A 19,478-nucleotide genomic window follows, 5' to 3' on the forward strand; every position below is an offset into this window, starting at 1 on the left:
CGCGTTCGGATTTTTTTATTTTGATGGTGAGCGCTAGTTTTATGTACTAGCTCCTTTAGCCAGTTTGTTCGTCTTTAGATTGGATTGATTTCGTTATGTCATAATCTTTTTTCTTAGTTTAAAAGCTGAATAAAAAGCTCCGCTACTTTTTTATGAGCGCTGTTAGCAGGATAGATATAAGAAAAACGGCGCTTAAAAGGAGCGGTGTTAACATTGAGAATTGATAGGTGCTTTTGTTCTACATCTTCTTTAATAGCACAAAGCGAGAGTACAGACATTCCTAAATTGTGAACAATCGCTTCTTTAATTCCTTGATTGCTGCTGATTGTTAGCATGCTTTTCATTTTTAAACCGTTGGACATTAGAACGTGATCTAAATATTCTCTTGTTCCAGAACCTTTTTCACGCGCTACCCACCGCTGATTTTGTAAATCATCAATTTCTACTTTTTTAAGCTGAGCTAAAGGGTGATCTACTGACGCAACGATGGCAAGTTCATCGTCCATAAAGGACTGAATATGTAAGTCGGACTCTTCCGTGTGACCTTCAATAAGCCCTACATCTACTTTGAAATGACGAACAAGCTGAGCAATTTCCTTTGTATTACCGATAGTCACTTCTACATCAATATCAGGATATTGTTCACGAAGCTTTGCTAAAAAAGAAGGAAGAATATATTCGCCAATCGTAAAACTGGCGCCAATCGTTAGCATTCCTTTGACACGGTGATGATGTTCGTAAATATCTCGTTTTGTATGCTCATATATTTGAATCATTTGTTTAGCACGATCGTATAAAATTTCGCCGCTGGGTGTGATTTTTAACATTTTAGGTGAACGCAGGAACAGGGAAGTTTGAAATTCTTTTTCGAGATTTTTGATGTGTACGCTTACGCTTGGCTGTGAAATCATTAATTTTTCCGCAGCTTTTGTAAAGCTTTGCTCTTCTACAACAGAAACAAACGTCTTTAACGCATCATAGTACATAGAGTATGGCTCCTTTTATATTAAAAAAATTAATTATAAACATTATAAAACATTATTATGGTAATAACTAGAGGCACTTGGTTAAGAAAAGTAAAACAAGGTGCTGACTTAAAGGAGTATGTTTGCTTATAACGAAGGAAGCCTGCGCAATTTGTTTACAGTTATTTTTATTTTATCTATAAAGCTATTAAACACTTTTTTGTCATCTATTTGTAACAAAAGTAAAAAAAGTACTTGTTTTTTCCAAAAAACATATTATAATATTAACTGTAATACGATAAGTAATACAGTTAATACACCTAGTACACACATCATGATTTTGGGTAGATGAAGGGAGGCAGACTATGTTCGATTTAGATATTCGTAGTCGTAAGCCGATATACGAGCAATTAGTAGATAAATTGAAAGAGCTTATTATCCATGAAGTCTTTAAGGCCGATCAAAAGCTTCCATCTGTTCGGCTGCTAGCAAAAGAATTAACGATTAATCCAAATACAATTCAAAAAGCGTATCGTGAACTAGAACATCAAAACTATATTTATTCAGTTCCAGGCAAAGGAAGTTTTGTAACGCCTCAAGTTGATACACTAAATAACGAGAAGGTGAAAAAGATGAAAGAAGAATTAGTAAAGCTGTTGGCAGAAGCTATGTATTTAGGGATGGATAAAGATGAAATTCTATCACTTATTTCACAGGCTGAAAAAGCAGTAAAAGGAGGAAGCGATAGTGATTGAACTGAAGGCGATAAAAAAAGAGTTTGAAGAAATGGAAGCTCTAAGAGACGTCACGCTTTCTATAAAAAAAGGATCTATTTACGGACTGCTTGGCTCCAACGGGGCAGGAAAAACAACGCTATTAAAAATCATTGCGGGTATTTACAAGCAGGATCACGGAAAGATTGTCATAGACGGCGAGGAAGTATTCGAAAACGTTGGTTTAAAAGAACGTCTTATTTTTATGCCAGATTCTCTTTATTTTTTCCCTCAAACAACGATTAAGCAATTAGCGTCTTTTTATAGAAGCGTCTATCCGACTTGGAACGAAGAGAGGTTCCAAAAATTAAAAGAAGCTTTCCCAATTCAATTACATAAAAAGGTACATAGAATGTCCAAGGGAATGCAGCGTCAAGTAGGTTTTTGGTTAGCGCTGTCTGCTATGCCTGATGTACTTATCTTAGATGAGCCGCTCGACGGTTTAGATGCGGTAATGCGTCAAAAAATTAAAAACCTTCTTGTTCAAGACGTGGCAGAACGGGAAATGACGATTTTAATTTCGTCACATAACCTGCGAGAAGTGGAAGATCTGTGTGATCATGTAGGTATCTTGCATCACGGTCAATTATTAATTGAAAAAGAGCTGGATGATTTAAAATCAGACGTGCACAAAATTCAAGTCGCATTTGAAGGAGATGTGCCGCTAGCGCTTTATGATACGCTAGACATTTTATATCAAGAAAAACGAGGAAGCGTCTTGCTTTGTATTGTTCGAGGAAAAGAAAATCACTTAGTCAACAAAGTTCGATCGTATAAGCCTTTAATTTTTGACATCTTGCCACTTACGCTGGAAGAAATCTTTATTTATGAAATGGGGGATGTGGGTTATGCAATCGAAAACATCATCGTTTAACCGCGGCATGTGGATTCAATCTATGAGAAACGTGGGATGGATTGGGCTTGTATACTTGCTAGTACTGCTGTTCGCTTTACCTTTACAACTGATTTTTACTTTCACAGGAAAGGTAGAGCCTTATATAGAAAAACCAGATACGCTATTTAACGTATTGGATGGGCTGGAATTTGTGTTTATGTTTGTTGTACCAGTGTTACTTGGTATTTTCCTATTTAGATATATACAAACGAAGATTGCGGCTGACTATATTCATAGTTTACCAATTAAGCGTTCTACGCTGTTTCATCAAAATATGCTTCTGGGCGCGTTGGTTTTAGTTGTTCCTATTTTAATTACGGGAGTCGTTACTTTTGCCGTTAAAGGAGTTTTAACCGTTGAGGATGTTTATACAACAGGAGATGTTCTAAGCTGGGTCGGTTACAGTATTTTAATTAATTTATTTGTGCTGACTGGAACTGTTTTAGCGGGAATGTTCACCGGAATGTCTGTCCTCCAAGGAATCTTTTTATATGTTCTATTTCTTCTACCCGGCGGAATCTCTTATTTAGCTATATCCAATGTAAAGTTTTACTGGTACGGCTATGCGTATGACTATTACGTGAACAAAAATGTTGACAGCCTTGTTCCGTTTTCACACGTAGCGCAAATGGTAGCTCATAAAAGCTTTTCTACTAGTGCATTTGTCTATATTGGACTCATTGTCTTATTCTACATCATTGCTTTAATCACCTACCAAAAAAGAAAAGTAGAAGCTGCTACGCAAACCATTTCAGTTAGCTGGTTAAAACCGGTATTCGTATACGGAGTAACGTCTTGTTCACTCATGTTAGGCGGATTTTACTTTATTAGCATGAAAGGTGAATTTTCATGGATGGTCGTGGGCTATATTATTGGTTCATTAATAGGCTATACAGTTGCTCAAATCATTTTAAATAAAACGTGGCGTATCTTTACGAAATGGAAAGGGTATCTAGGCTTTGTTATAGCTGCAGCTATTGTGGGCTTTATCATTCATCTAGATGTGTTCGGCTATTCTACTAAAGTGCCAGCAGCTTCAGAGATTGAAAGTGTATATTTCGATGAAGATATATATCCATTGACTGATAAACCTGAAAACTATGCAAATGGAATGAATGGCTATTATGAAGCTCCATATTATTATACAAGTAAAGAAACGATTCAGAGTGTTCGTCAGCTGCAAAAACAAATTACAGCATCTAAAGATAAGAAGCTGGATCCTGATAAACAAAGTGAAATAGAAAGCAGAAACGGGAAAATAGCTGTATTTGCTTATAAATTAAAAAATGGAAAACAAATGGTCCGAGAATACTTTATTCCATTTTCAGACTATAAAGCTTTTTATAAAGAAATTGCAGAAACAAAAGAATACAAAGAAAATTTCCATCCGCTTTTACGAACAAAAAACACGGATAAAATTAAAAGCGTGAGTTTTTCTGTTCCAGGAAAGTCAAATTCAATCAACATTACAAATCCAGATAAAGTACAAGAACTTATACACGTAGTCAAACAGTCGATGATGAACGAAACGTTTGATGAAATGTACAGCACAAAAGAAAGCTGGGCTTCAATTGAGTTTATGGATGGAAAAGGACAGTACGTACAAACTGCTTCTTGGGATAAGTCTTATAGCGAAGTAGAAGCATGGCTGAAGAAAGAGCATTTATATGAACGTGCTCGCCTGATGCCAAAGGATGTAGAAAAAACCGAAGTGTTTAAAAATTCTTCTCATCTTAAAATCGATTATCGTCTTCAAGAAGAGTTTACATCTTTAACGAAGGATGAGAAAGCAATTAAAGTAAAAAACAATCAGCAGGTAGAAACACTTCTTCAACATGCGAACTTACGAGACACGGGAGATTATCTTGTTGCTTTTTATTACAAAGATCAAGTAGATACTCCTCAGATTTATATGTTGAATGAAAATGAACTGCCAATCGAACTAAAAGAAAAACTAAAATAGTAAGGGAGAACTTATTATGTGCGGCGAGGAATTACAAGATTATTTAAATCAGGTGCTGGCTTATTTATTAAAAAATGGCGTGAATAGACAAGACGCTGAAGATATTACGCAAGAAGTAGCATTAAAATATTTAGAAAAACAAGAAATGGTCGATCCTGAAAAAATAAAAGCTTGGATGTTTCGCGTCGCATTAAATAAGCGCTGTGATTTAGGAAGGCGTAAAATGGTGAAAGACCGCTATACGTCTTCCTACAAAGAAGAACCCGTTATGTATACGCCTATTCAGCAGGTGCTCAGAAATGAAGAAGCGGCGGAATGTCAGGCGATTTTAAATCAATTGAATCCTAAATATCGCAATTTACTTCTGTTAAAATATGGATTAGGATTTAAATATGAAGAAATTGCCGAGTTATTAAATATGCAGATGACTACGTTAAAATCAGCTCTTTACCGCGCGCGCAAATACTTTGTGAAGGGATATAATGAAGTCATTTAATATAAATGAAACAGCAGCAGTTTGTGAAAAAGAACTTCTTTACACAAACTACTGCTGTTTTTTTCGTATTTTTCTTCTTTGGACGGCATAGATAATCAAACTGATCGCACAAAAAGCTAAAGTGATCTCAATCACATCAGTATAAGAAGATGTCGTGTTAAAAAAGGAACCGAAAATAAATAAAGCCAGCGTCCAAATGAAACCGAAAGAAAATGAGACTTTAATGTAATGACGATGCTTCATTCCGCTTGCTCCGAGAAAAAAAGGCATCACATGTCGCATTCCTGGTAAAAAGTAGCTTGCGATGATGGCGTGAGATCCATATTCTTGAATCGTTCGCTCAACTTTCATCACATTCTTTTCCCATCGCGGGCGTTTTAATAGCGCAAGCGCCTGAGCTGAAAACAGACTGGCTATTAAAAATTTAAGATACAAGCTAAGCATCATGCCGCTGTAGGTAAGTATAAAAGCTGGAATATACTGAACGGATGGAGACGTAGCCTGACTGCCTGCAAGCATAATATATACTGGGTCAGGAATCGGAGTAAGGTTGGCTCCGACTAAAATGATAAAAAAGAAATATCCGTAGCCTAATTGGTTAATGGCTCCGATAAGCTGATCAATCAAATTTTCTTCCTCCTTTCTTCATTAGAATACGAGAGAGTGACACACAGTGTTCGCTCAAAATAAAAATAAAGTATAGGTACGCACAACTTAGGAAAAAAGAGTTATAATAAATAAGAATGTACGTTCTTCTTTCGGGGATTAATTATACAGAAAGAGGTGATAGTATGAAAATGATGTACCCTAAAAACGGCAAAGTTATTCTTCATATTGATGCCAATGCTTTTTATGCATCTGTTGAAACCGCACATGATCATACGCTCAAAGATAAGCCTCTTGCTATTGCTGGCAATCCAAAAGAACGAAGAGGAATTGTTGTAACCTGTAACTATATTGCTCGTAAACGCGGAGTGTATGCGCCTATGCCTCTTTGGGAAGCGAAAAAAAAATGCCCCGAGCTGGTTGTTATAAAACCTAATTTTCCATTATATCGCCAAGTGTCCAAAAACATGTTTGATTATTTAGTAACCATTTCACCTCTTTTAGAGCCCGCTTCAATTGATGAAGGCTATTTGGATATTACAAACTGTGCTGAATTAGGCTCTCCTCTTGACATAGCAAAGTCCATTCAGCAGCATTTAATACAGACGCTGCAAATTCCTGTGTCAATTGGAATCGCACCGAATAAATTTTTAGCCAAAACGGCAAGTGATATGCAAAAACCTCTAGGAATTACCGTTCTTCGAAAAAGAGATGTCCAAACAGTTCTTTGGCCAAAAACCGTAGAGGAAATGCACGGAATCGGTAAGAAGACAGCTGAAAAGCTAAATGCGATTAAGGTGGTGACGATCGGTGATCTAGCAAATGCCGCTCCCGGTCTTCTTAAACAAACTCTCGGAGTAAAAGGAGAAGTGATGAGAGACCGAGCGCGGGGCCAAGATGATCGACAGGTGAACCCTGATCGCCAATCACAGTTTAAATCAATTGGAAACTCTACGACGCTATCTCAAAATGCAGTAGATGAACATGAAGTTCTGCCTATTTTAAATAAACTATCGCACTCAGTAAGTTCTCGTATGAAAGCAAAAAAAGTTGTAAGCAAAACGATTCAGTTAACGATACGATATAGTGATTTTAAAACTATTACTCGAAGCCAAACTATCTCTAAAGCAATTAGCGAGCCAAACGATCTTTTTCATTACAGTGCAGTATTATTTCAAAAGCATTGGAACGGAGAACCGATTCGTTTATTGGGCGTAGCTGCTCTTCAAGTGAGTCACCAACTCCAAGAAGAAGAACAGTTGGATTTGTTTACATACGGAGAGCAAGCAAAAAAAGAGCCTTTATACAAAGCGGTCGAAAGTTTGCGTGAAAAATATGGAGATAACATTATTCAAAGCGGTTTAAAAAAACAAAGAGGAAAAGAAGAGAGGTAACTCTCTTTTTTTTGTATAAAATAATAGGTTTACACTCATTATAGAAGGGGAAGTACATTACTATCACGGTAATCAAAGTGATTACAAAATGAATTTGATTGCGACTTTTTTGATTGTCTGCAATGAAATTACATAAAATAATCTATGAGGTGATCTTATGTCAGACGTACTATTTACATCTAAAGCAACAGCCGTTGGAGGCCGAGATGGTCGAGTTAAATCAGATGATGGTATTATTGATTTAACCCTTGTAAATCCTTCTCCAAATAACAAAAAAGAAGGAACAAATCCCGAGCAGCTGTTTGCAGCAGGATATTCTGCTTGTTTTGACGGTGCTCTAAATTTAATCGCTAAGAAACAAAAAAAAGACATTGATTCGTCTATTACTGCAGAAGTAAGTCTACTAAAAGACCACACTGATGATGGCTTCAAAATTGGCGTGGTGTTAAACGCTCATATTAAAGGCGTTTCACAAGAAGTAGCTGAGAAGCTAGTAGAAGATGCACATCAATTCTGCCCGTATTCTAAAGCAACGCGTGGAAATGTTAGCGTAACGTTAAATACAACGGCTGAGTAAATAAAAAGCGCCTGGATTTTTATTATATCCAGGCGTTTTTTTATGTGCAATTTTATATGGTCTATTTTTGATTGTACGTATGCAGTGATTGCAGTAACTCCTGCAGCGTTTCTTTCAGCTTTTCTAATTCTCCCTGTGACTTATTTGTCATACTAAAAACTTCTTCTGGAATATGACAAGCTTTATCACGTAATTTTTTTCCTTTTTCGGTTAAACTAATAAAAACAACGCGTTCATCTTCATGAGAACGCTCACGAATCACTAATTCTTGATCCTGCATTCTTTTTAGCATAGGAGTAAGGGTGCCTGAATCCAAATACAGAAGTTCGCCCATTTTTTTCACGCTGAGTGTTTCATGTTCCCATAAAACAAGAAGGGCTAAATACTGCGGATAGGTTACTCCTAATTTATCGAGCAGCGGCTTGTACACCTTTGTAATTTCTCGAGACGTGGCGTAAATTGAGAAACAAAGCTGATTTTCTAACTGCAGCTGCTTATAAAGTTGTTCCATTCATGTTGCCTCCAGTCTATTGCTTTTTATTTAATTATACACAATTAAATAGTGGTGTCCAATAACGCTGGTGAAAAAGTAATCAAGCTGTAAATAAAAAATGGGAATTTTACATATACTAAGAAAAAAAGGGAGCTGTGCACATGTATTTTGCAAAAAAAGCCGTAGAAGAAGAAGTAGATCAAATGATGGATACGACTGTATATGCGTGTCAATCTGAATCATGTAATGGGTGGATGAGAGAAGATTTTGTTACGGTTGATTATAACTGTCCGATGTGCGGAACAGGAATGTCGCAGGAAGTACGCGAGCTGCCGAAAATTAAGTATGATCACCAATTTTATAATAAATAAAAAAGAAGCAACTGCTTCTTTTTTATTTTTCACTAAAATTTCATTAAGCTGAGCTAAACTAATAACCAACATACGATGAAGGTGAGGAATATCAGAATGAATCAAGGGAACTTTTTGAAAGGTTTATTTTGGGGAACCTTATTTAGTATTCCTATTTGGATTTCATTGTTTGGCTGGTTCCGCATTTTATCACATCTTGCATAGTTTCGTTTTATAAATCGTCATACGCGCCCTTATCCTTCTATTTCCGCTATAATAATGGTGATAGAAAAAATAAGGAGCTGTTCTCATGATTCAATATAAAACGGAGCAAATGACGGTTTTTGAAAGCGCACTATTTCAAACAACATCTGCAGTGATTGAAACAAAAGACTGTGTGATTGTTGTTGATCCAACATGGCTTCCTCACGAAATTAATGAAATTAAACAGCATGTTCAAGAGATCTTAAATCATCGCAAGCTGTATGTGTTTTTTACTCACGGAGATTTTGATCACGTCATTGGGTATGGCGCTTTCTTAGAATTAAATGCCATCTTTATCGGCAGCAAATTTTTAGAACATCATCCGGACAAAGAAGAAAAAGTTCAAATGATTAAGCAGTTTGATCATGATTATTATATAAAAAGATCTCATGATATTATATTCCCGGAGCTGGATATTGTGGTAACCGAAAATGAACAGCACATTACTTTAGGCGAAACATCCATTACCTGTTATTTTGCAAAAGGTCATACAAACGATGGCCTATTTATGATTGTCGATAATTCAATATGGATCGCAGGGGATTATTTATCGGACTTTGAATATCCGTACATATATGAAAGTGTAAACGATTACCGCGACACGCTTGCTACTGCGCGACACATTTTAGCTAAGCACCAAAATCTAACGCTAGTTCCCGGACACGGAAAAACGACACATCACCGAGCTGAAATTCAAAGACGAGTGGAAATGGCCAGCTCTTATTTAGATGAACTGCAAGCTGCAGTGAAAGAAAACAATAAAGAAGCGCTTGATAAGCTAAACGACAAATTGGCATTTCCATCTGATTTCACGGCACAATGTCATCAAAAAAATGTTGAAATTATGAAAAGAGAATTGCTGTTATAGAAATCGAGTGTACATTCATCCCGTCGATATTAGTCGATATTAAAAGTAAGAAACCGCATCTTCTGTTGGAGATGCGGTTTCTTCCTTTCCTTTATTTATCAATTAAATGAAACTTTTTCCTTTTATATCCGTTTATATAAATAAGAAATTATTTTATTTATAAAGGAGTATGACAATGGGGAAAAACGGTTGTGTAAAATGTGGACATACAGAAGCAAAAACAAAAGAAATTGCTACAACGGGAACGGGACTGTCTAGATACTTAGATGTTCAGCACAATCACTTCACAGTGGTATATTGCACGAGCTGCGGGTATTCAGAGCTATATAATAAATCATCTTCAAGAGGCAGCAATATTATTGACTTATTTTTTGGAGGATGAAAATGAGTATCGACCTTATTGAAATCCACAAAGACCGGCGCGCTTCCTATTTAAACCTGCTATTAATAGGGGATGAAGACGAAAAAATAGTGAAGTCATATATAAATGAAGGTTCCTTATTTACCATTGTGTATAAAAAGAAGGAGGTAGGAGTTGTGCAGTGCCTCACCGATGAAGAGGAATCGGCAGTAGAAGTAAAGAATATCGGTTTAAAAGAAGCATACAGAGGAAAAGGAATCGGCAGCAAAGTCATTAAAAAGTTAGAAGTACTGTATGAACGTAACCAATATTCTAAAATGATTGTAGGAACAGCGGACTCCAGCCTTGAAAACATAGCATTTTATAAAAAGGCAGGCTTTTATAAAAGGGGTGTCAAAAAGAATTTCTTTTTGCAGTACGTTCCACCGATTTACGAGAATGGCTTGCAAGCTATCGATATGATTATGTTTGAAAAAAAATTAAAAAGCAGAAGCGACTAACACGCTTCTGCTTTTAGTGATTAATCTAAAATTTGAAGTTTTACCGTTTTGCGTCCCCAATTTAAAGCTGAGCTCTGAGATGCCATAAATAAATCAACGCGAGTACCTTTAATGGCACCGCCAGTATCTCCAGCAATTGCTTCTCCGTAACCTTCTACGTATACGCGAGAACCTAATGGAATCACGCGAGGATCAACTGCAATTACTTTTTGATTAGGATTTGACCTTAAGTCGATGCCTGTAGCAGTGATTCCGCTGCAGCCCGCACAGTAAGCAGTATAAGCTGTTGCTTCAACCGTAATCTCTTTCGAAACCGACTTACTTTCTTGCGCTGGAGCAGGTGCCGGCGTTGAAGTTGACGGTGTTGAAGGAGCAGCAGGTGATGGCGTTGATGGTTTCGCCTGAGCTGCAGCTTGTCCGCCTACTTGTAGCACTTGATTAATGTAAATCGTATTAGACGATAAGTTATTCCACTGTTTTAATTGAGAAATTGAAATGCCGTGTCGCTGTGCTACGCTCCACATTGTATCTCCAGGCTGAACTTTGTAACTTTTACTGTTGCTAGGAGCCGGGGATGCTTGCGTTCCGTTTGTTTTTTCTTGTACAGGTGCTGAAGGTGATGATGAAACAGTTCCTGTTCCGTTTATTTTTAAGACTTGATTCACATAAATTAAATGACTAGATAAGTTATTCCACTCTTTTAGCTGCTGTACAGAAGTACCGTTGTTTTTAGCGATACGATAAAGCGTATCACCTGATTTTACTGTATATGTATGATTTGAAGATGTTGTAGTTGGAGTTGAACTAGATGAAGAGTCAGTAGATGTAGATCCAATTTGTAATGTTTGGTTTGCATAAATTAATGTTGAAGAAAGACCATTCCACTTTTTTAAGTCCTCAACTGTTACATTATGCTGCTGTGAGATGCTGAATAACGTTTCTCCAGCTTTTACTTTATGCGTGTCTGTGTCAGCTGATGCTGCGTCTGCAATTCCAATTGATACTAAAGCTGTAGCCCCTAATGTAAAAATGTGTTTTTTCATCTAATATTTCTCCTTTATTTCCAATAGTTGTCTCTTATTCTATCAGCAATATGTAACAAACTCATGACAAAATGGTGGGTTTTATATTACAAGTTTGTAACAATACGTCTAAAGTTATAGAAAAAACGCAGTTTTTTTACGATTATGATGAAAAAAGTCTTAATTTGTCTGTAGAAATAGAATAGTGAAAAAGGTGTTCTCCTTTTATAAAAATGAAGAAGAAAGAAGCTATGCTATATTCAAATGACGTGATAGAATAGACAAGTTAGAAATGAACGGATAAAAAGGGAGTTAGACATCTATGGAAAAACGCTCTATCTCTTCATATTTAAAAGCATGGGTGCGCGCACTTTCAATTGAGATTAATTATATGAAGAAACACGGCGGAGAAAAGTATACGGTAGGAAAAGGAGAGTACTTAGGGCAGCAGGGAGATGCGTATCTTTACCGGTTTGAACGCACAGCCGATTTATACCTTTTTGATGGAGCTCAGGTGCGCCTCGTCCACCAGCATAAAGAAAGTAAAGGAGAAGTTATCGGAACAGAAGGATTTGATTTGTACCTTAAAATAGATGCGTTTATTGGACAAGAAGTAGACGAACTCGATATATATAACGAACCATGGGAATTATTGCAGGCTCTCATTGATAGACTCACGGAAGCAAAAGATTACAAGCAAAAAATAGTAAGAATCAAACGTCTTATGAGAGGCGATAGTCCTGTTCGTCATAAGGAGTATACGTCTAAGAACACTCTTCATGAAGTATTGCTGCGAGCGCGTTATAACCGTACTACTTATATTTGGGGGCCTCCTGGAACAGGAAAAACATATACGCTGTCCAAAATCGCGGCAAGCTATTACCGGAAATCAAAGCGGATCCTTTTATTATCTCACAGTAATGCAGCGGTGGACGGTTTGCTGCAAGAAACTGCACGTCAGTTAAAAAAGAAAGAAGCTTGGAAAAAAGGAAAACTCATTCGATACGGAGCAACAAAAAGCAGCGGCTTAGAAAATATAAAAGTAGAAGAAGTCATTGGAGAAGATGATCCTGATTTAGCTCAGGAGATGCGGGAGCTACAAGAAGAACGAGTTTACTTAAGCAGGTATCCCAATAGAGCTCACCAGCTTCAGCAAGTTAACAAAAAGCTAAACGCCCTTCGTAACAAGTGGATTGAAGCGGAGAAAAATGTGTTTGATCAAGCGTATATTGTAGGCACTACTTTATCAAAAGCGGCTATTGACCGATTACTTTATCAAAGTGAATTTGATATGGTTGTGGTAGACGAAATTAGCATGGCATACGCACCGCAAATTGCTTTTGCAGCTACGTTAGGAAAACGAATTGTCGTATGCGGGGATTTTAAACAGCTTCCCCCGGTATCTCAATCTTCTCATGCTGAAGTGAAGAAGTGGCTGCAGCGAGATTTATTTGAGCAGACGGGTCTTGTAGAGCAAGTAGAAAGCGGTGATATACACCCGCATCTTTTTATGTTGACGAAGCAAAGAAGAATGCATAAAGATATCTCGGCTTTTACAAATCGCTATATTTACAGCAATCGAGTAGGGGATCATCCATCTGTCACAAAAAGTCGAGAAGTAGTAGCAAGCAGCCGGCCGTTTGCTCATGAAGCAGCGCTTATGCTTAACATTGGTCAGTTGCATTCTTCCGCTATGCGAGATGTCGTTTCCGGCTCACGCTACAATGTGATAACGGCTGTTTTGGCGGTAAGTTTGATGCTGCGGGCACGCAAAGCTTCTTCGGCTACTATTGGCTATGTGACTCCTTATAAGTCTCAAGCTAAATTGATCAATGCCTTTCTTCAAGATATTGAACCAGCTAGCGATATAATTGCAGCAACCGTACACAAATTTCAAGGCGCAGAACGAGATATCATGATTTTTGATACGGTCGATACAAAGCCGCAGTCAAAACCAGGTTTACTTTTAACAAATGAAAATAGCGACCGATTGGTAAATGTAGCGGTGACGCGTTCAAAAGGAAAATTTATGATGCTTTCAGACGAGTCGTTTGCCCAGCAGCGTGTATCAAAGGAGCGAGCGTTATGGAAGTTGGTCAACCACTTTAACGAAAATCAAAAAGTATACCAACCTCAGCAATTTTTAAAAGAAGTCATTCAGCATCCTAAATTGATTTGGTACCATCCAGCGAACAGCAGTCAGTTAAAAAAAGACTTATATCAAGCTCAGCAGCAGATTTTATTGTGTATTCCTTATGCTTCCCTTGTCCCTCAAGAAATAAGGGATATGTTACATTCATTCAAAGGTGAAGTGACCGTTCTTACTCGTGAACCAAAAGAAGTTCGAATTGAGGGCGCTCATGTCATTTCATCTGCTGTTCCGATGTCACTGCTTATCATCGATGAATCCACTATATGGATCAATATGCCTTACGGCGGAAAAAATGAAGCGTTTATGGCAGCTAGAATTGAGTCAAAGCTAGGCGCTAAACAGCTTATTCGGTCAATTGACTTTACCGAAGATAAAACAAGAAATCAAGAAACAAAAATGTATATAGAAACAAATAAACCACAATATTCTTTGAGCAATTACCTTCGCAGCTGGGATCGCTGTGAATCTTGTCAGCATATGCGAGAAGTAGAGATAACAAAAAAAGGAAAAGTAAGGTTTATTTGCTATTATTGCGGGAAAACAAGTGGGGCAACACGTTTATTAGTTGAGAAATATTTAAACTACGTACATGCTGTATGTAAAGTATGCAAGCAGCCGATGAACGTAGAGTATAATGAAAATAAAGGCGTCTACGCATGTTGTCTATCGTGCAAAAATGAAGTTTTGCCTAGAGATTTATTGTAACTTTAAGAAAAGGGCGTGATCTTATCGTTTACTCTCGTAATGTAGCGGCTTTAGCTGATTGTTTGCTAGAAGGAGACGTTCAAAAAAGCTGGCTGCTCATTGCTATATATAGAGAAGAAGGCCATTCTTCAACTGACGTATACACGTTTCTGACAGAAGCAATGTATGAGATAGGGAAAAGGTGGCAAGAAAATAAAATTTCAGTCGCGGACGAGCATTTGGCTACTGCAACCTGTGACTATGTGTTAACTCGCTTTCAGCTATCACAGCATCAATTGCTTCAGCGCCATCGAGCACTTCTTTTTTGCATTGAAGGAGAAGAGCATTACTTAGGCATTAAAATGATTGCAGGACTTATGAGAGAGCAGGGATGGGAAGTTAAAAACTTAGGAGCAAACTTGCCGCTGCCGTTTGCTCTAAAAAGCATTGAAAGATGGGATCCTGATGTAGTATGTTTGTCCGTCTCACAAGTGCATTTGCTGCCGGATTTACAAAAATACATTGCTGAGATTGAAAGCATGGCGCAAAGTCCTCTTGTATTAGTGGGCAGCAGGCTTCTCAGCACGCATGATTTATCGGCTTCAGGATCTTCAAAAACTATATTCATTAATCATATTCAAGCTTTTAAAGACTGGCTTCTAATCAACAATAAAGAAAGTTCGACGCAAGATAAAATGTTAGTAATGGGGGAAGAAATATGATCAGTTTGCCGATTCAACACATTCCGGTTCCAATGTTTTTACTCAATAAAGACAACGAAATAATTGAATTTACACCAAGCGTCACGAAAAATTTCCCGCCTGTTCAGAACTTTTTAGATTTAGTTGATGAAGACAGCCAAGAAAAAGTAAAAAGAGCACTCCAGGGAAAGGAAGAAGTGCAAATCGAAGTAAATATGCGCACCTTTTCTAACCCAGTTGCTCTTTTTGATTTTCATTTTAAGCCTGAAGCCTATCATTCGCTGCACGCGGTTTTCTGCTATCCTATTCATGAGCATATGATGAGTGTTCAATCAACCCTTCAACAGTTTCGCTCTGTGCTTATGCAAGACTCATCACAAGTAAACCAAGATTTTTCAGTCAGGGAAACAGATGTAGAAACGGCGAAAAAAATGCAGCTAGTTGATCTTCAGCGTCATTTTCGAGAAATGAAAACAAATGTGCTAACCATTCAAGACCTCCTAAGTATTATCCGCTCCGACGTAATTGAAGCAGGGAAAGGAGAATATATTGAATTGGTCTCTACACATTTGTTTGACATTCAAGATTTAATTAATCGGGAGCTTGACTGTTTAAGACAGAAGAACAAAGTACATTAAGAAAGCGGTAATCGAATTTCTACCGTTGTTCCTTTTCCTTCTTCACTATCATACGAAATGCTTCCTTTATGATTACTAATGATTTTGTGACTCACCATCAATCCTAATCCTGTTCCTTTTTCTTTTGTTGTATAGAAAGGCTCGCTAATTCGTGTTAATCGATCTTTCGGCATGCCTTTTCCTTCATCTATCACTTGGATGACTACTTGATTTGTATCTGGATCAAATTTAGATACCACTAGAATAGACCCGGGGTCATCCATCGCTTCAATAGAATTTTTCACCATGTTGATAAATACTTGTTTCATATCTTTTTCAATACAATGAACAACAGGTAATTTTTCTTCAAAATCCGTTGAAATAGTAATGTTTTTAAGAATGGCCTGTGTATGCAGTAGTGTACATACGTCTTGAAGAATTAAATTTATCTGCTTATTTTCATATTTTACGACTTCGGGTTTGGCTAGAATGAGCAGTTCGCTAATAATCAGTTCTAAGCGGTTAAACTCGGACATCATGACATCCATATATTCTTTTTTATACGTTTCTTCTTGCATCATAAGCTGTAAAAAGCCCTTTAATGATGTAAGAGGGTTTCGTATTTCATGGGCAATCCCAGCAGCCAGTTGCCCGAGTGCTGATAGCATCTCTGAATTTTTGAGCATCATTTCCGACTGTTTGCGCTGTGAAATGTCTTCACTTAACCCAATGTAATGGATGATTTCATCCTGATCATTTTTAACAGGCATTAAGGCTAACTGTTCCCAAACGGTTTCCCCGTCTTCTTGAACGTAGGAAATTTCTCCGTTCCATTTTTCTCCTCTATATACTTCGTTCCAAATTTTAGGGAATCTTTTAACGCCTAGCTTTTTAGTATATAAGTCATAGAGGTGTAGCCCAAATACTTCCTGCGGCGCATGCTTTTGCTCCATGAATTTTTGATTAATGTACTTAATTTTACCTTGATGATCGGTAATAAAAATGCCGGTAGGGCTATGAGCTACTGCAAATGATGTAATAGCCAATTCCTCATTGGATCGTTTAATTTCTGTAATATTAATAAACGTAATAACTACACCGTTAATTAAATTCTCATTCGTACGATAAGGCATCATTTTCATGCTGTACCATTGGTTATCGTAGCTTTGAATTTCTTTTTGAAGGGTGTTATTTGTTCTTAAAACATGCATTGCATCCTCGATTAGATGGTCATACCTAAAGTTATGCGAAATATGAAAGAAAGGTCTTCCGATATCTTGATGTAGAACGTTGATTACCGTTTTCGTTTCCGGCGTAAATAATTTAATATTCAGCTGCTCGTCTAAGAAAATGGTAGCAATAGTTGTACTGATTAATAAATTATCAATATCGTTGTTTAAGTCCGTTAATTCTTCAATTTTGCGCTCGTACTGGTTGTTAACACTAATTAATTCTTCGTTAACAGACTGCAATTCTTCATTTGTAGACTGCAGCTCTTCGTTAGAAGCAATCAGTTCTTCGTTTGTTGACTTTAGCTCTTCATTTGCTGTTTCCAGCTCTTCAATCGTCGTTTGCAAATGCTGCTGCGTGTAATGAAGCTCTTGCTCTAAATCTACTACAAGTTCACTAATAGAACTTGTTTGATTAAGAAATAAGGGCTCTTCTTTATCAATAATGGCACCATCTGTCTGTTCATCAAACATAAGTAAGTAAAGAGAGTGATTTGTTGGAAGAGCAGATATTGTAATATTAAAACGGCGCTGAACGTTGTTTATGACAAACTCAATGTGCTGACAGCATACGCTCATACCTTGCTCTTTTACACGTTTAATAGCTGCTCCAATGGCTAAAGAGACGTGAACTGGAACCATTTTGAAAATCGTATAATTAATTTTACCTACAGGAACGTTAATAAGCTGAGTCGCTTCTTTTGAACAAAATATTACTTCATTGTATTCATTTAATACAAGACAAGGGCTCATAAAGTGATCAATCATTGACTGATACATCTCATCTAATTTAAGCGAAGGAAGAGGCTTATAAAGTTGACTTGGCAGCGGCACGCTAGAAAAATCACCTTCATGCAAGTTGGATTTCGAAAGATTAAAAGCCCCCGTAATTTGTCGGCTGGACTGTCCGGAACGCTTAAATATTTTCCATTTACTGTTGATAGGGCGGAACAAATCAGACAAATTTCCTGTTGTTTCACTAGGGCCTAAAAAAAGTACGCCTTCTTCTGTCAAAGAAAAATGAAAAAGAGACAGAATGCGCTGCTGCAGTTCAGCTTGGAAATAAATCATCATGTTTCGACAGCTAATTAAATCAACGTTTACAAAAGGTGAGTCTTTTCCTATATTATGCGGGGCAAAAACAATCATTTTGCGGATTGTTTTTTTGACTTGATAACCACCGTGTTTTGTTTGCTCAAAATATTCATTAATTTGAGATGCTGAGAAGGAATGAACTTCCGCTTCTTCATAAATACCTTGGCTTGCTCTTTTAATTGCATGACGATCGATGTCTGTAGCAAAGATTCGGACATCGAAATAACGGTTGATTGTTGATAAATAGTCATGAAGCAAAATAGCTAATGTGTATGCTTCTTGACCGGTAGAACAACCTGCTACCCAGATGCGGATTTCATCTTCTTGACTATGAATCTTTCTTTCTACTAATTGAGGGATAACTTGTTCTTCGATAATAGAGAAGGCTTCTCTATCTCTAAGAAATTGCGTCACTCCAATCAGCAGGTCTCGCTGCAGTTCGACGATTTCTTCGGCTTCTTTACATAAATAGTCCCGGTACTCTTCCATCGTTTGAGAGGGTGGGTCGAGTAAAGCCATTCTTTTTTCGAGTCGTCGCAGCACCGTGTTTTTTTTATACATAGAGAAGTCGATGCCTGTTTTTTTCTTTATTAATGAATAAATGTATTGCAGTGTTTCTTCATTATATGTAAATTCAGTTTGGCTGACATGCGTTTGCACAAGGTCAGGCATATCAGCAGGAGAAAGGATATAATCAGCAAGGTGTGCATCAATAGCGCTTAGGGGCATATCTCTGTACTTCGCTGTGCTTTCATCTTGTACAAGTACAGTGCCTCCGTACTCTCGTATCGTTTTTGCTCCTCCTGTTCCATCATTTCCTTTTCCCGATAAAATAATGGCTGTGCACCGATGTTTTTTTGCAGCAGCAAGAGAATGAAAAAAGGCGTCAATCGGATACTTTACCTGATCATTTTCTTCATAAGGACGAAGGTGAAGAGTATGATCAACAACGGTCACATAATGATGGGGAGGATTTAAATAAATTGTGTCTTCTTGTAAAGTCATCCCGTCTTGTGTCAGTTCGATATTCATTCCTGTTTTCTTTGCTAAAAGTTCTGGCATAAAGCTTTTATATTTAGAGGAAAGGTGTTGTACGATAATAAACGCCATTCCATTTGGTGAAGGCATATTAGCGAAAAACTGCTCAATAGCTTCCAACCCTCCGGCAGAAGCGCCAATTCCCACAACGTGTAAATCCTGTTTCTCTATTCCTTCTGTAGACGATGGAACTGTAGAAAACGAGTTGTTCTTCATAATAGAACCTCCAATAATGTTTAGACACTTCGTAGATTGTATGTCGTTTTGTCTATTTTAATGTCGACAGCACAGCATGGTTTACATCAAAAGTAAATTTTTCTAAAAAAACCAAGATGCTGGTACATAGGTTCATTTTAGCAAACCTATTATATTGTTCAAATAACGTTTTCAAAATTCCTCTATTTTTCGTAAAAAAATTTTAGAGCCAAACTATAT

18 protein-coding genes are annotated in these 19,478 nt (G+C 37.3%); 13 read left to right on the top strand and 5 right to left on the bottom strand.

The features are described from left to right. Nucleotides 1–113 precede the first annotated feature (113 nt). The gene (locus U9R83_RS11210) at nt 114–986 is read right to left on the bottom strand and encodes a selenium metabolism-associated LysR family transcriptional regulator (protein ID WP_029321663.1); all 873 of its coding nucleotides are present in this window, start codon (nt 984–986) and stop codon (nt 114–116) included. Nucleotides 987–1,330: 344 nt separating this feature from the next. On the opposite strand from U9R83_RS11210, the gene U9R83_RS11215 reads away from it, so the two are divergent. Genes U9R83_RS11215 through U9R83_RS11230 form a run of 4 tightly spaced genes read left to right on the top strand, consistent with a single transcriptional unit; the run spans nt 1,331 to nt 5,092 of the window. After that, entirely contained in the window at nt 1,331–1,720 is a 390-nt protein-coding gene (locus U9R83_RS11215) for a GntR family transcriptional regulator (RefSeq protein WP_013083081.1), read from the top strand. After that, a complete protein-coding gene (locus U9R83_RS11220) occupies nt 1,713–2,612 on the top strand; it encodes an ABC transporter ATP-binding protein (RefSeq protein WP_014460181.1) in 900 nt (299 codons plus the stop codon). Before U9R83_RS11215 ends, U9R83_RS11220 begins: the two co-directional genes overlap by 8 nt. Next, on the top strand, nt 2,587–4,596 hold the full coding sequence (locus tag U9R83_RS11225; RefSeq protein WP_226701224.1) for a DUF6449 domain-containing protein: 2,010 nt from the start codon (nt 2,587–2,589) through the stop codon (nt 4,594–4,596). Before U9R83_RS11220 ends, U9R83_RS11225 begins: the two co-directional genes overlap by 26 nt. A 16-nt stretch (nt 4,597–4,612) precedes the next feature. After that, nucleotides 4,613–5,092, top strand: a complete 480-nt coding sequence (locus U9R83_RS11230; RefSeq protein ID WP_014460179.1) for an RNA polymerase sigma factor — start codon at nt 4,613–4,615, stop codon at nt 5,090–5,092. Nucleotides 5,093–5,140: 48 nt separating this feature from the next. Here the strand turns inward: U9R83_RS11230 and U9R83_RS11235 are convergent, their stop codons facing one another. Further along, nucleotides 5,141–5,719, bottom strand: a complete 579-nt coding sequence (locus U9R83_RS11235) for a DedA family protein (protein WP_014460178.1) — start codon at nt 5,717–5,719, stop codon at nt 5,141–5,143. Nucleotides 5,720–5,883: 164 nt separating this feature from the next. Here U9R83_RS11235 and U9R83_RS11240 point away from each other — a divergent pair, with 164 nt between their 5' ends. Together U9R83_RS11240 and U9R83_RS11245 are read left to right on the top strand one after the other, a co-directional pair. Continuing rightward, nucleotides 5,884–7,092, top strand: coding sequence for a DNA polymerase IV (locus U9R83_RS11240; RefSeq protein WP_221779945.1), 1,209 nt, complete (start codon nt 5,884–5,886; stop codon nt 7,090–7,092). A 157-nt stretch (nt 7,093–7,249) separates the two neighbouring features. After that, nucleotides 7,250–7,669, top strand: a complete 420-nt coding sequence (locus U9R83_RS11245) for an organic hydroperoxide resistance protein (protein ID WP_014460176.1) — start codon at nt 7,250–7,252, stop codon at nt 7,667–7,669. A gap of 61 nt (nt 7,670–7,730) precedes the next feature. Here the strand turns inward: U9R83_RS11245 and U9R83_RS11250 are convergent, their stop codons facing one another. Then, a complete protein-coding gene (locus tag U9R83_RS11250; protein WP_014460175.1) occupies nt 7,731–8,180 on the bottom strand; it encodes a MarR family winged helix-turn-helix transcriptional regulator in 450 nt (149 codons plus the stop codon). A 143-nt stretch (nt 8,181–8,323) separates the two neighbouring features. On the opposite strand from U9R83_RS11250, the gene U9R83_RS11255 reads away from it, so the two are divergent. The 4 genes from U9R83_RS11255 (at nt 8,324) to U9R83_RS11270 (ending at nt 10,505) form a co-directional block, all read left to right on the top strand. Then, a complete protein-coding gene (locus tag U9R83_RS11255) occupies nt 8,324–8,533 on the top strand; it encodes a cold-inducible protein YdjO-related protein (protein ID WP_014460174.1) in 210 nt (69 codons plus the stop codon). Between the two features lie 289 nt (nt 8,534–8,822). Beyond that, the gene (locus tag U9R83_RS11260) at nt 8,823–9,644 is read left to right on the top strand and encodes an MBL fold metallo-hydrolase (RefSeq protein ID WP_243556862.1); all 822 of its coding nucleotides are present in this window, start codon (nt 8,823–8,825) and stop codon (nt 9,642–9,644) included. A gap of 175 nt (nt 9,645–9,819) precedes the next feature. Further along, the gene (locus U9R83_RS11265) at nt 9,820–10,026 is read left to right on the top strand and encodes a zinc ribbon domain-containing protein (protein WP_045290305.1); all 207 of its coding nucleotides are present in this window, start codon (nt 9,820–9,822) and stop codon (nt 10,024–10,026) included. Between the two features lie 2 nt (nt 10,027–10,028). Beyond that, complete coding sequence (locus tag U9R83_RS11270) at nt 10,029–10,505, top strand: GNAT family N-acetyltransferase (protein WP_014460171.1); 477 nt, start codon at nt 10,029–10,031, stop codon at nt 10,503–10,505. A gap of 20 nt (nt 10,506–10,525) precedes the next feature. Here U9R83_RS11270 and U9R83_RS11275 read toward each other — a convergent pair whose 3' ends face one another. Beyond that, on the bottom strand, nt 10,526–11,548 hold the full coding sequence (locus U9R83_RS11275) for a LysM peptidoglycan-binding and 3D domain-containing protein (RefSeq protein ID WP_115653851.1): 1,023 nt from the start codon (nt 11,546–11,548) through the stop codon (nt 10,526–10,528). Nucleotides 11,549–11,849: 301 nt separating this feature from the next. Between U9R83_RS11275 and U9R83_RS11280 the strand changes: the two genes are divergently transcribed. Genes U9R83_RS11280 through U9R83_RS11290 form a run of 3 tightly spaced genes read left to right on the top strand, consistent with a single transcriptional unit; the run spans nt 11,850 to nt 15,702 of the window. After that, nucleotides 11,850–14,384 carry an AAA domain-containing protein gene (locus U9R83_RS11280; RefSeq protein ID WP_328575238.1) on the top strand — a complete coding sequence of 845 codons (2,535 nt, stop codon included), beginning with the start codon at nt 11,850–11,852 and terminating at the stop codon, nt 14,382–14,384. Nucleotides 14,385–14,407: 23 nt separating this feature from the next. After that, nucleotides 14,408–15,085 carry a cobalamin B12-binding domain-containing protein gene (locus U9R83_RS11285; RefSeq protein WP_258232152.1) on the top strand — a complete coding sequence of 226 codons (678 nt, stop codon included), beginning with the start codon at nt 14,408–14,410 and terminating at the stop codon, nt 15,083–15,085. Next, complete coding sequence (locus tag U9R83_RS11290) at nt 15,082–15,702, top strand: hypothetical protein (RefSeq protein ID WP_115653854.1); 621 nt, start codon at nt 15,082–15,084, stop codon at nt 15,700–15,702. The genes U9R83_RS11285 and U9R83_RS11290 overlap by 4 nt, the downstream gene beginning before the upstream one ends. On the opposite strand, the gene U9R83_RS11295 is transcribed toward U9R83_RS11290, so the two are convergent. After that, on the bottom strand, nt 15,699–19,259 hold the full coding sequence (locus U9R83_RS11295) for a CheR family methyltransferase (protein ID WP_140450837.1): 3,561 nt from the start codon (nt 19,257–19,259) through the stop codon (nt 15,699–15,701). The genes U9R83_RS11290 and U9R83_RS11295 overlap by 4 nt on opposite strands. Between the last annotated feature and the right edge of the window lie 219 nt (nt 19,260–19,478).

Source organism: Priestia sp. LL-8 (genome assembly GCF_036227845.1).
Classification (GTDB): domain Bacteria; phylum Bacillota; class Bacilli; order Bacillales; family Bacillaceae_H; genus Priestia; species Priestia zanthoxyli.